Source organism: Variovorax sp. PMC12 (assembly GCF_003019815.1).
Lineage (GTDB): Bacteria > Pseudomonadota > Gammaproteobacteria > Burkholderiales > Burkholderiaceae_C > Variovorax.
This window is the reverse complement of sequence record NZ_CP027773.1, coordinates 3,594,401-3,606,438: the sequence shown is the minus strand read 5'-3', so window position 1 is coordinate 3,606,438 and position 12,038 is coordinate 3,594,401. Positions and strand designations below refer to the sequence as shown.

At 66.9% G+C, this 12,038-nt stretch carries 13 protein-coding genes; 10 read left to right on the top strand and 3 right to left on the bottom strand.

The window, feature by feature from the left end; all coding sequences use genetic code 11:
* Window positions 1-12: 12 nt before the first annotated feature.
* Together C4F17_RS16665 and C4F17_RS16660 are read left to right on the top strand one after the other, a co-directional pair.
* Window positions 13-1,644, top strand: a complete 1,632-nt coding sequence (locus tag C4F17_RS16665; RefSeq protein ID WP_081270764.1) for an ABC transporter substrate-binding protein — start codon at window positions 13-15, stop codon at window positions 1,642-1,644.
* Between the two features lie 117 nt (window positions 1,645-1,761).
* Window positions 1,762-2,520: a 5'-methylthioadenosine/adenosylhomocysteine nucleosidase gene (locus tag C4F17_RS16660; protein ID WP_234382935.1), complete on the top strand. Its 759-nt coding sequence runs from the start codon at window positions 1,762-1,764 to the stop codon at window positions 2,518-2,520.
* On the opposite strand, the gene corA is transcribed toward C4F17_RS16660, so the two are convergent.
* Window positions 2,513-3,499, bottom strand: a complete 987-nt coding sequence (gene corA / locus C4F17_RS16655) for a magnesium/cobalt transporter CorA (RefSeq protein WP_081270766.1) — start codon at window positions 3,497-3,499, stop codon at window positions 2,513-2,515. The genes C4F17_RS16660 and corA overlap by 8 nt on opposite strands.
* A 225-nt stretch (window positions 3,500-3,724) precedes the next feature.
* Between corA and C4F17_RS16650 the strand changes: the two genes are divergently transcribed.
* The 4 genes from C4F17_RS16650 to hprK all read left to right on the top strand — a co-directional run bounded on the left by C4F17_RS16650 (window position 3,725) and on the right by hprK (window position 8,265).
* Window positions 3,725-5,845, top strand: coding sequence for an ATP-dependent helicase (locus C4F17_RS16650; RefSeq protein WP_106935981.1), 2,121 nt, complete (start codon window positions 3,725-3,727; stop codon window positions 5,843-5,845).
* A 330-nt stretch (window positions 5,846-6,175) separates the two neighbouring features.
* Entirely contained in the window at window positions 6,176-6,505 is a 330-nt protein-coding gene (hpf, locus tag C4F17_RS16645) for a ribosome hibernation-promoting factor, HPF/YfiA family (RefSeq protein WP_081270768.1), read from the top strand.
* A 188-nt stretch (window positions 6,506-6,693) separates the two neighbouring features.
* Window positions 6,694-7,161 (top strand): PTS sugar transporter subunit IIA, encoded by a 468-nt coding sequence (locus C4F17_RS16640; protein ID WP_081270769.1) that lies wholly within the window; start codon window positions 6,694-6,696, stop codon window positions 7,159-7,161.
* Window positions 7,162-7,305: 144 nt separating this feature from the next.
* Window positions 7,306-8,265: an HPr(Ser) kinase/phosphatase gene (hprK, locus tag C4F17_RS16635; RefSeq protein WP_081270770.1), complete on the top strand. Its 960-nt coding sequence runs from the start codon at window positions 7,306-7,308 to the stop codon at window positions 8,263-8,265.
* Window positions 8,266-8,328: 63 nt separating this feature from the next.
* Here the strand turns inward: hprK and fur are convergent, their stop codons facing one another.
* Window positions 8,329-8,748, bottom strand: a complete 420-nt coding sequence (gene fur, locus C4F17_RS16630; RefSeq protein ID WP_081270771.1) for a ferric iron uptake transcriptional regulator — start codon at window positions 8,746-8,748, stop codon at window positions 8,329-8,331.
* 88 nt (window positions 8,749-8,836) lie between these two features.
* Here fur and C4F17_RS16625 point away from each other — a divergent pair, with 88 nt between their 5' ends.
* The 4 genes from C4F17_RS16625 (at window position 8,837) to C4F17_RS16610 (ending at window position 11,578) form a co-directional block, all read left to right on the top strand.
* Window positions 8,837-9,406, top strand: coding sequence for an outer membrane protein assembly factor BamE (locus tag C4F17_RS16625; RefSeq protein WP_106935980.1), 570 nt, complete (start codon window positions 8,837-8,839; stop codon window positions 9,404-9,406).
* Window positions 9,407-9,524: 118 nt separating this feature from the next.
* Window positions 9,525-10,370: a 4-hydroxy-tetrahydrodipicolinate reductase gene (gene dapB / locus C4F17_RS16620; protein WP_106935979.1), complete on the top strand. Its 846-nt coding sequence runs from the start codon at window positions 9,525-9,527 to the stop codon at window positions 10,368-10,370.
* 18 nt (window positions 10,371-10,388) lie between these two features.
* Window positions 10,389-11,084, top strand: coding sequence for a MotA/TolQ/ExbB proton channel family protein (locus C4F17_RS16615; protein WP_081270774.1), 696 nt, complete (start codon window positions 10,389-10,391; stop codon window positions 11,082-11,084).
* An 8-nt stretch (window positions 11,085-11,092) separates the two neighbouring features.
* Window positions 11,093-11,578, top strand: a complete 486-nt coding sequence (locus C4F17_RS16610) for an ExbD/TolR family protein (protein WP_106935978.1) — start codon at window positions 11,093-11,095, stop codon at window positions 11,576-11,578.
* Window positions 11,579-11,602: 24 nt separating this feature from the next.
* Here C4F17_RS16610 and C4F17_RS16605 read toward each other — a convergent pair whose 3' ends face one another.
* Window positions 11,603-12,025 carry an Ig-like domain-containing protein gene (locus C4F17_RS16605; protein WP_159053673.1) on the bottom strand — a complete coding sequence of 141 codons (423 nt, stop codon included), beginning with the start codon at window positions 12,023-12,025 and terminating at the stop codon, window positions 11,603-11,605.
* Between the last annotated feature and the right edge of the window lie 13 nt (window positions 12,026-12,038).

Below are 12,038 nucleotides of genomic sequence, written 5' to 3'. Positions count from 1 at the left end.
CAAGGAGTCCAAATGAAGACCCAGCCCACCGTTTCGCGCCGCTCACGAAGCCTGGCGCTCCTGGCACCGACAGCGATTGCGGCCCTTACCCTGGCCTGCGGCGCGGTGTCAGCCAAGACGCTGGTGTATTGCTCGGAAGGCAGCCCGGAGAATTTCTATCCGGGCATGAACACCACCGGCACCTCGTTCGACGTGACCACGCAGGTCTACAACACCATCGTCGAGTTCGAGCGCGGCGGCACCAAGGTCGTGCCGGGCCTGGCCGAGAAGTGGGACATCTCCGCCGACGGCACGGTCTACACCTTCCACCTGCGCAAGGGCGTGAAGTGGCACAACACGAGCAAGAGCTTCAAGCCCACGCGCGACTTCAACGCCGACGACTTCATCTTCATGCTCGAGCGCCAGTGGAAGGAGAGCGACCCCTTCTTCAAGGTCACGAGCCAGAACCACTCGTACTTCAACGACATGGGCATGCCCAAGCTGCTGAAGACGGTGGACCGCATCGACGACTACACGGTGAAAATCGTGCTCAACCAGCCCGAGGCGCCTTTCCTCGCGAACCTGGCGATGCAGTACGCGGGCATCCAGTCGAAGGAGTACGCCATCGCCATGCTGAAGGCCGGCACGCCCGAGAAGGTCGACCAGGACCCGATCGGCACCGGGCCGTTCTACCTTGTGCAGTACCAGAAGGACGCGATCATCCGCTTCAAGGCCTTCCCGCAGTACTGGGGCGGCAAGGCCAAGATCGACGACCTCGTGTTCGCCATCACGCCCGATGCCTCGGTGCGCTGGGCCAAGCTGCAGAAGGGCGAGTGCCACGTCATGCCGTACCCGAACCCGGCCGACCTCGACGCGATCCGCAAGGACCCGAACGTGCAGGTGCTGGAGCAGCCCGGCCTGAACGTGGGCTACCTCTCGTACAACACGACGAAGAAGCCCTTCGACGACGTGCGCGTGCGCAAGGCCATCAACATGGCGATCAACAAGAAGGCCATCATCGACGGCGTGTACCTCACGACGGGCGTGGCTGCGAAGAACCCGATCCCGCCGACCATGTGGTCCTACAACGACGCGGTGAAGGACGATCCGTACGACCCCGAAGCCGCGAAGAAGCTGCTGGCGCAGGCCGGCTACCCCGACGGCTTCTCGACCGACCTGTGGGCCATGCCGGTGCAGCGCCCGTACAACCCGAACGCCAAGCGCATCGCCGAACTGATGCAGGCCGACCTGGCCAAGATCAACGTCAAGGCAGAGATCAAGAGCTTCGAGTGGGGCGAGTACCGCAAGCGCCTGCAGGCCGGCGAGCACCAGATGGGCATGCTGGGCTGGACCGGCGACAACGGCGACCCGGACAACTTCCTCTACACGCTGCTGGGCTGCGCATCGGCCAAGTCGGCCAGCGGCAGCAACATCTCGAAGTTCTGCTACCAGCCTTACGAAGACCTCGTGGTGAAGGCCAAGAGCGCGACCAAGCAGGCCGACCGCGATGCGCTCTACAAGAAGGCCCAGGTCATCTTCAAGGAGCAGGCGCCGTGGTTCACTATCGCGCATGCGGTGCAGCTGAAGCCGGTGCGCAAGGAAGTGGTCGACTTCAAGCTGAGCCCCTTCGGCCGCCACACTTTCTATGGTGTGGATATCAAGTAACCCCCCGGGCTGCTGGGGGCAACACCTGCGGCCCGGCAGAGCCGGTTCCGCGGTGTTCCTGGAAAGAGAAATGTCTTGAGTTCTTTGCCGCGCGCGCCTGTCGCCATCGTCGCTGCCATGCACGAGGAACTGAGTGCCCTGCTTGCGCAGATGCCCGACGAGCAGCGTGTGCGCGTGGCCGGCCGCGACTTCTGGGTGGGCCATCTGCAGGGCCAGCCTGTGGTCGCGGTGCTGTCGCGCATCGGCAAGGTCGCGGCGGCGGTGACGGCCACGGTGCTGCTCGAGCGCTTCGGCGTGCGGGCCATCGTGTTCACCGGCGTGGCGGGTGGATTGGCGCCGGGCGTGAAGGTGGGCGACGTGGTCGTGGCCACCGAACTGCTGCAGCACGACATGGACGCCTCGCCGCTTTTCCCGAAGCACGAGGTGCCGCTGATGGGCATGGCGCGCTTCGCGGCCGATGCTGCCATCGGCAACGCGCTGGCGGCCGTGGCGGCCGACGTGCTGCGCGACCCCGTGGCCTTGGTCGGCCAGCAGGCAGTGGATGAATTCAGCCTCCGGCAGCCCGGCGTGCATCGCGGCCTGCTGGTGAGCGGCGACCGCTTCGTCTCCACCACCGGGGAGAGCGAGGCTTTGCAGCGCGAGCTGCCCGATGCGCTCGCGGTCGAGATGGAAGGCGCTGCGATGGCGCAGGTGTGTCACGACTACGGCGTGCCGTTTGCCGCGATGCGCACGATTTCGGACCGCGCCGACGATGCCGCGCATGGCGACTTCGCGCGCTTCGTGGTGGAGGTGGCGAGCCGCTACAGTCTCGCGCTGGTGGGCGCGTGGCTGGCCACGCTGCCCGCGCAAGACGCGGGTAGTGGCGCGGCTACTTGAGCCAGCCGCGCCGGCGGAAGTACCACATCGGCACCAGCGCGCTGGCCGCCATCAGCACGATGGCATACGGATAGCCCATGGCCCAGTCGAGCTCCGGCATGAACTTGAAGTTCATGCCGTAGATGCTGGCGATCAGCGTGGGCGGCAGCAGCGCCACGCTGGCCACCGAGAAGATCTTGATGGTCTTGTTCTGGTTGATGTTGATGAAACCGACGGTCGCATCCATCAGGAAGTTGATCTTGTCGAACAGGAAGGCCGTGTGGTTGTCCAGCGACTCGATGTCGCGCAGGATCTGGCGCGCCTCTTCGAACTGCTCGGCGTTGAGCATCTTGCTGCGCATCATGAAGCTGACCGCGCGGCGCGTGTCCATCACGTTGCGGCGGATGCGGCCGTTCAAGTCTTCCTGCCGCGCGATGGCGCCGAGCACCTCGCCGGCCAGCTCGTCGCTCACGTTGCCCGAGAGCACTTTCTTGCCGGCCACTTCGAGCTCGTCGTAGATGTTCTCGAGCGTGTCGGCCGAATACTCGGCGTCGGCGTCGAACAGCTTGAGCATCACTTCCTTGGCGTCCTCGATCAGCCCCGGTGCGCGGCGCGCGCGCATGCGCAGCAGGCGGAACACGGGCACGTCCTCGTCGTGGATCGAGAACAGCACGCCGCGGCTGCGCAGGTCGGTGTTGTGCTGGTTCAGGATGAAAGCGACGCGCACGGTGCGCGGGTTCTCGTCGTCGTCGATCAGGAAGTCGGAGCGGATGTGCAGCTCGCCGTTGTCTTCCTCGTAGAAGCGGGCGGATTCCTCGATGTCCTCGTCCATCGCGTCTTCGGGGATGGACAGGCCGTAGTACTGCTTGATCCAGCGCTTCTCTTCGAGCGTGGGCGATTCGAGGTCGACCCAGATCGGCTGGAACTTGGAAAGCTCTTCGAGCGCCTCGATCTCTTCCTGGACGAGGCGGCCGTTGGCGAGCGTAAAGATGTTGAGCATTGGCTCACTCCCGGGGGTGACTGGACGATGGGCGAGGGAGGGGCGCTTTCAATTCCCGGGCCCGACGTGCGTGAGGGAAACGCGTCAGTGAAAGGGAGTTGAAAGCTGCCGAGACGGGGCGGTTTCCATGGGAAGAGTCTCCGGTTGCAGCGAGGCGCGATTATGTCACCGGCCACATGGCAGCAAGGTGGCTGGACTGGACGGGCATACAGTAAAGTCGTGCCCATGCAGACCGCTGCGTCCCCCGTTCTTTCCATCGCCCCGACGACCCAGGCCGAGCGCCTGGCCGCCGCGCTGGCCACGCTCAACGACGCGCAGCGCGCGGCGGTCGAGCACGGGGTGGGAGCGGCGATTGCCGAGCGCGACGAGCGGCCGCTGCTGGTCATCGCCGGCGCCGGGTCGGGCAAGACCAGCACGCTGGCGCACCGCGTCGCGCACCTGATTGCCGGCGGGGTGGATCCGCAGCGCCTGCTGCTGCTGACCTTCTCGCGCCGCGCCGCGCAGGAAATGGGGCGGCGCGCCGGCCAGGTGCTGGCGAAGGTGCTGGGCCTGAAGTCGGAGGCGCCGCCTTCGCTGCCGTGGGCAGGCACCTTCCACGGCATCGGCGCGCGGCTGCTGCGCGAGTACGCCGCGCAGATCGGGCTGGACGAGAACTTCACCATCCACGACCGCGGCGACGCCGAAGACCTGATGGGGCTGGCGCGCCACGAGCTGGGCCTGTCTTCCACCGTCAACCGCTTTCCGCGCAAGGGCACCTGCCTGTCGATCTACTCGCGCTGCGTGAACACGCGCGCGCCGCTGGCCGAGGTGCTGCGGGAGTCTTTCCCGTGGTGCGGCGAATGGGAGGCCGAGCTGAAGAAGCTGTTCGGCGCCTACGTCGAGGCCAAGCAGCAGCAGAACGTGCTCGACTACGACGACCTGCTGCTCTACTGGGCCGGCATGGTCGCCGAGCCCGCGCTGGCCGCGCACGTCGGCGCGCGCTTCGACCATGTGCTGGTCGACGAGTACCAGGACACCAACCTGCTGCAGGCCTCGATCCTGCTGGCGCTCAAGCCCGACGGGCGCGGCGTGACGGTGGTGGGAGACGACGCGCAGTCGATCTATTCGTTCAGGGGCGCCACGGTGCGCAACATCCTCGACTTCCCGTCGCAGTTCACGCAGGACGCACGCGTGGTCACGCTGGAGCGCAACTACCGCTCGACGCAGCCGATCCTCGACGCCTCGAACCGCGTCATCGCGCAAGCAGCCGAGCGGCACGCCAAGACGCTGTGGACCGACAAGCCATCGGCCGGCAAGCCGCTGCTGGTGCTCGTGCCCGACGAGGCGGAGCAGGCGCGCTGGGTGGCCGACAAGGTGCTGGCGCACCGCGAGGGCGGGCTGGCGCTGAAGTCGCAGGCGGTGCTGTTTCGCACCTCGTCGCACAGCGCGGCGCTCGAGCTCGAGCTGGCGCGGCGCAACATTCCGTTCGTGAAGTTCGGCGGGCTCAAGTTTCTCGAGGCCTCGCATGTGAAGGACCTGCTCGCGGTGCTGCGTTTCGCGCAGAACCCGCGCGGCCGCATGGCGGGCTTTCGCGTGACGCAGCTGATCCCGGGCATCGGGCCCGTCACCGGCACGCGGCTGCTCGACGCGATGGACCAGGCCGCCGATCCGGTGGCCGCAGTGCGCGACTTCGTGCCGCCTTCCGCGGCGCGCGAGCAATGGGCCGATTTCGCCAAGGCCTACGAGGCGCTGCGCTCTCCTGCGCTCGCATGGCCGGCCGACGTGGAGGTGGCGATGGCCTGGTACCAGCCGCACCTGGAGCGGCTGTACGAGGACACCTCGGGCGTGCGGCGCGCCGACGTCGAGCAGCTCGCGCGGCTGGCCGCCGGCTACGCGTCGCGCGAACGCTTCCTGACCGAACTGACGCTCGATCCGCCCGAGGCCACCAGCGACCGCCCGGGTCCGCCGCTGCTCGACGAGGACTACCTGATCCTCTCGACCATCCATTCGGCCAAGGGGCAGGAGTGGAACTCGGTGCATGTGATCAACGTGGTCGACGGCTGCCTGCCGGCCGACGTGGCGCAGAGCGCGCAAGAGCTCGAAGAAGAACGCCGCCTGCTCTACGTGGCGATGACCCGGGCGCGCGACCACCTGCACCTGCTGGTGCCGCAGCGCTTCTACGTCACGCAGCAGTCGGCGCGCGGCGACCGGCATCTGTATGCCAACCGCACGCGCTTCATCGCCGATGCCGACCTCGCGGGCTTTGAGCAGCAGACCTGGCCGCCGCCACCCGAGCGGCCGCCGGCCGTGCCGCCGCCCGCTGCCGTGATCGACCTGCGAAACCGCATGCGCGCCGCCTGGCGCTGAGCCCGTCCGCTGGCCCTCACGGCGGCAGGGTTTCGGGGTCTTTCCTGCTGAAACATTTTTGAGCGAAACGCCGCGGCGCCTGTCCCGCGCGCGGATGCTGCTATTGATTCGCTAGCGTGCCGCAGGAAGCACGCGATGCGCGCGCAGCTTTGGGCAACTCCGGTATTGCAATAGCGTGACAGCTTGGGCATAGTGAATCGACCTTCCCAGATTTCTTCTTCTTACCCAGTCTCTTCTTCTCTCCCCGCTTCCCCACACACCTGTTTCGCCGGCCAAGCTCCATTCCGGAGTGCGGTCATTTCCCCAACCGTCAATTCCAGGAGGTCATTCATGAATTTGACGATCAGCGGTCATCACCTCGACGTCACACCTGCCTTGCGCACCTACGTCACGAGCAAGCTGGACCGGATCACGCGACATTTCGACCAGGTAGTCGATGTCAAGGTGATCCTCACGGTGGAAAAGCAGAAGGAAAAGGAACGCCGCCAAAGGGCGGAGTGCAACATTCACGTCAAGGGCAATGACATGTTCGCGGAGTCGAGCCACGCTGATCTCTACGCTGCGGTCGATGAGCTGGTCGACAAGCTCGACCGCCAGGTGGTCCGCCACAAGGATCGCCTGCAGGACCACCATCACGCGGCGCCCAAGCGCCTGATGTAAACCGGAGCCCTCGGCTCCCCCCACAGGCCGCCCTCGGGCGGCTTTTTGTTTTCCGACTATTGCGCTGGGGCATTGCCTTCGCTCAGAGGGCGGACGAGGCCTGCGGACCACGTGTAGACAGAAAGTAAATAGGGGGACTGGGGGTTTTTACCAAGCGGGTGCATAATCGCCCCCGCTCTGCACCCACCATGAATCGCCTCGCGTCCATCCTGCCGCCCGCTCAAGTGCTTGTGAGCGTTGACGCTACTAGCAAGAAACGTGCTTTCGAAGAAGCAGGTTTGCTGTTCGAAAGCCTTCACGGCCTGGGACGCGCCCTGATCACCGACAGCCTGTTTGCGCGCGAGCGCCTCGGCTCCACCGGCCTGGGCCACGGCGTCGCCATTCCCCATGGCCGCATCAAGGGCCTCAAGGCGCCGATGGCCGCCGTGTTCCAGCTGGCCAACCCGATCGGCTTCGACGCCCCCGACGAACAGCCCGTCGCGCTCCTGATCTTCCTGCTGGTGCCCGAAGCGGCCACGCAGAAGCACCTCGAAATCCTCTCTGAAATCGCCGAGCTGCTGAGCGACTCCAGCCTGCGCGAACAGATCAAGTCCAGCACCGACGCCGCCGCCCTGCACGGCCTCATCGCCGGCTGGCACTCCACCCAAATCGCCTGAGCTGTGGCTCGCTCCCAGGCTTCGCGCACTTCGTGTCGCTTCGCCAACCCCCTACCGGGGGCAATACCAGCGGCCCGGCAAAGCCGGTTCCGCGGTATTCTGGCCTGCCCCAAATCTGGTGCGTGAGCGCCATCTCCTGAACGCATGAAGCCGACCGTCATCAGCGCCGATGCCATGTTCGAGGAGTTCCGCGGGTCGCTCCGCTGGGAATGGCTCGCCGGGCTCGGGGCGTCAGAGCGCCAGTTCGACCCCGAAGTCATCAGCCGCGCGCAGTCGGCGGCCGACCTGGTCGGCTACCTCAACTACATCCATCCGTACCGCGTGCAGATCCTGGGGGCGCGCGAAGTGGCCTACCTGACGCGCGGCAGCCAGGAAGACTGCGCCCGCCGCATTGCCCGCATCGTCACGCTGGAGCCGCCGATGCTGGTGCTGGCCGACGGCCAGGCCGCGCCCGACGAGCTGCTGTCGATCTGCGAGCGCGCGCAGCTGCCGCTCTTTGCCACGCGCGAATCCTCGGCCTTCGTGATCGACCTGCTGCGCGCCTACCTGTCCAAGCACTTCGCCGAGCGCACGTCGATGCACGGCGTGTTCATGGACATCCTGGGCATGGGCGTGATGATCACGGGCGAGTCGGGCCTGGGCAAGAGCGAGCTGGGCCTGGAGCTGATCTCGCGCGGCAACGGCCTCGTGGCCGACGACGCGGTCGACCTCTACCGCATCAACCAGAACACCATCGAGGGGCGCTGCCCCGACCTGCTGCTGAACCTGCTCGAAGTGCGCGGCATCGGCCTGCTGGACATCCGCGCGATCTTCGGCGAGACGGCGGTGCGCCGGAAGATGCGGCTCAAGCTCATCGTGCACCTGGTGCGTCGCGACAGCTTCGAGCGCGACTACGAACGCATGCCCTCGGCACCGCTCACGCAGGACGTGCTGGGCATCCCGGTGCGCAAGGTCATCATCCAGGTGGTGGCCGGGCGGAACATCGCCGTGCTGGTCGAAGCGGCGGTGCGCAACTCCATCCTGCAGCTGCGCGGCATCGACACCTATGCCGATTTCGTGGCACGCCACCACAAGGCGATGGAAAACGCCCGCGACAACGACTGAAAGCAAAAAAGGGGCATTCGCCCCTTTTTTCTTTGGCTTCCTGCCGCGGGAACAGGTGCGGGTTCAGCGCTTCCTGGCGCAATCCCCGCAAAGGCCGTAGAGCGACATGGCGTGGTCCTGCAGGATCCAGCCCTTGTCCTTGGCGATCATCTGCTGGCGGCGTTCGATCTCGGCGTCGTAGAACTCCTCGACCTTGCCGCACGAGGTGCAGATCAGGTGGTCGTGGTGCGTGCCTTCGTTGAGTTCGTAGACGGCCTTGCCGCTCTCGAAATGGCTGCGCTCGAGGATGCCGGCCTGCTCGAACTGGGTCAGCACGCGGTAGACGGTGGCCAGGCCGATGTCCGAGTGTTCGTTCAGAAGCACGCGAAACACGTCTTCCGCGGTCATGTGCCGCTGGCTGCCGGTCTGGAAGATCTCGAGGATCTTCAGCCGCGGCAATGTGGCCTTGAGGCCGGTATTCTTGAGTTCGTCGATGTTGGCCATGTTGATTCCTGCGCCCTTGGCTGCGGCAAAGGCCCTGAAAAGGGCAGCCGCTACAATGGCCGATCATATCGCTACCCCCCTTCCTCCCATGCCTGCCATTCTCCAACGCCGTCCCTGGCTGCTGGTCGCCGCCATCGCCGCGACGCTCGGCCTCGGTGCCTGCAGCGGTTTCAGCGAGCGCACGCGTAACGCCCTGACGGCCGTCACTCCTTACAAAGTCGAAGTGGTGCAGGGCAATTTCGTCTCGAAGGAACAGGTCGCGGCGCTCAAGCCCGGCATGTCGCGCCAGCAGGTGCGCGAAATCCTCGGCACCTCGCTGCTGAGCGACGTTTTCCACAACAACCGCTGGGACTACGTCTTCACCATCCGCCGCCAGGGCGTGGAACCGCAGGAACGCCACCTGACCGTGTTCTTCAACGGCGAACTGATGGACCGCTTCGAAGGCGACGAGATGCCCAGCGAGGAAGAATTCGTCGCCACGCTGGACACCCGCAAGCGCTCCGGCAAGGTGCCCACGCTCGAGGCATCCGAGGACGAACTCAAGAAATTCGCTCCCTCCAAGGACGAGAAGAAGGCCGACAACAGCGCCGCCTCGTCGCCGTCGGCCAGCCTGCCGCCGCTGCCGGCCGCGTACCCTCCGCTCGAAGCCACGCGCTGAGCGTGCTGCGGCTACGGGCCGAAGCGATAGAAGAAAACAGCGGGCGGCGCCCGCCGAGTCAGGCGGCGTCCGTCCCGAGTCCATGCATGCCATTGGCCATTTCGAAGACTGAATCCGCGTGACCGAATCCACCTCCAATTCCTCCAGCAATCCCGCTTCCGCGCCGCGCCGCGTCGCCATCGCCGGGGCATCGGGCCGCATGGGCCACATGCTGATCGAGGCCGTGCGCAACGCGCCCGACCTGCGCTTGGCCGGCGCGCTCGACATCGCGGGCAGCCCGGCGCTCGGCGCCGATGCCGGCGGCTTCCTGGGCTTCGACAGCGGCGTGTCCATCGTGTCCGACCTGCGCACCGGCCTGAAGGACGCGCAGGTGCTCATCGACTTCACCCGCCCCGAAGGCACGCTCGCGCACCTCGCGGTGTGCCGCGAACTGGGCGTTCAGGCGGTCATCGGCACCACCGGCTTCAGCGACGCGCAGAAGGCCGAGATCGCCGAGATCGCCAAGGACATCGCCATCATGATGGCGCCCAACATGAGCGTGGGCGTCAACGTCACCCTCAAGCTGCTCGAGATGGCCGCCAAGGCCATGTCGACCGGCTACGACATCGAGATCATCGAGGCGCACCACCGCCACAAGGTCGACGCACCCTCGGGCACCGCGCTCAAGATGGGCGAAGTCATCGCCGACGCGCTGGGCCGCGACCTCAAGGACTGCGCCGTGTACGCCCGCGAAGGCATCACCGGCGAGCGCGATCCTTCCACCATCGGCTTCTCGGCCATCCGCGGCGGCGACATCGTGGGCGACCACACCGTGCTGTTCGCGGGTACCGGCGAACGCATCGAGATCACCCACAAGTCGTCGAGCCGCGTCACCTATGCCCAGGGCAGCCTGCGCGCGGTGCGCTTCCTGGCCGAGCAGCGCACCGGCCTGTTCGACATGTACGACGTGCTGGGCCTGCGCTAGAAAACCAAAGGACCGCCGATGAGCGTGCTCGAACTGCTGACCCATGGCGACGGCGTCAGCCGTTCGGTGGCCGCGCTGCTGCTGGCGATGTCGATCGCGAGCTGGGTCATCATTCTCTGGAAGGCCTGGCTGCTGCGCGGCGGCACGCGCGATGTGCTGCGCAGCATCGCCGCCTTCTGGCAATCGGCCACGCTGGCCGACGCCGAGCAGAAACTCCGGGCCTTCGACCGCGCGGCGCTGGTGCTGCCGGCGGTGTCGGCCATCCGCGGCGCGGCCGCCGGGGCCCCTGAGGGCACGCTGGGCGCTGCGGTCGACCGCAACCAGCGCCTGACCCGCGTCCTGCGCAATGCGCTGCACGGCGCGCTGCGCCGCCTGCAGGCCGGCCAGATCCTGCTCGCCACCGTGGGCGCCACCGCGCCTTTCGTGGGGCTGCTGGGCACGGTCTGGGGCATCTACCGGGCGCTGTCGGGCATCGCGGGCCAGACCGGCGGCTTCACCATCGACAAGGTCGCGGGGCCTGTCGGCGAGGCGCTGGTCATGACGGCGTTCGGCTTGGCCGTGGCCATTCCGGCGGTGCTGGCCTACAACGTGTTCGGCCGCGTCATCGGCCGCATCGAAGCCGAGCTCGAAGGCTTCGCGCACGACCTGCTGGGCAGCTTCGGCGAGCCGCCGAAGCCCGCCGCGCCGCCGCCCGCGCGGCCGATGCCGGTCTGAGCCGCGCCATGGCCTTCGGTCGTACTTCACTGGGCAGCGGCGCCGCAGGCGGCGGGCGCGCGATGGGCGGCGGCGCGCAGCGGCCGCTGTCCGACATCAACGTGACGCCGCTGGTCGACGTGATGCTGGTGCTGCTGGTGATCTTCATCATCACCGCGCCGCTGATGGCCAGCTCGATCAAGCTCGACCTGCCGCAGACCGACGCTGGCCAGCCCAACGACACGCCCAAGTTCGTGAGCGTGTCGGTCGACGCCTCCGGCAAGGTCTTCTTCAACGACCAGGCCGTGACCGACGAGGAACTGGCCGACCGCTTCGGGAAGGCCGCGGCCGACAGCAAGGACACCGAGGTGCAGCTGCGCGCCGACCAGACCGTGCCCTACGGCAAGGTGGTGGCGCTGATGGGCATTGCCAACAAGGCGGGCCTGAGCCGCATCGGCTTCGTCACCGACGCGCCGCAGCCGGCCACCGATCCCACCGCGCCCGCCAAGCGCTGAACGCCCCGCGCGCGCGTAGAAGCGTCAGGGCTTGACCTCGACCATGGCAGTGTCGTGCGCCACGCCGTTGGTGAACTGCACCTCGTAGTCGAACTGGTCGGTTCCGCTGAATCCCGGTTCCGGCACGAACCAGATGCCCTGCCCCGACAACGTACGGCCGCTGCAATCGACCGCGCCGAACCGCGGCGGGCCGACGGTGACGGAGCCCGGTCGCACGCTCACGGTGCCGTGCGCGGGCTTCGTGCGGATGGTGACGACCGGATCGGGCCCCTGGCTGCAATCGGAGCGTTGCTGCACGTAGGTGAATATGCGCACCTCCTGGCCCGCCGTGGTGCTGCGTTGCCAGGTGTGCTCCCGCGGGGTGCCCTTCTGGGCGTGCGCGACCGTGCACAGGGCCAGTGCCGCGAGCACTGCGGCCGCGTGGACTTTCATCCGGGCGTATGCCATGGCGTGTTGCCTC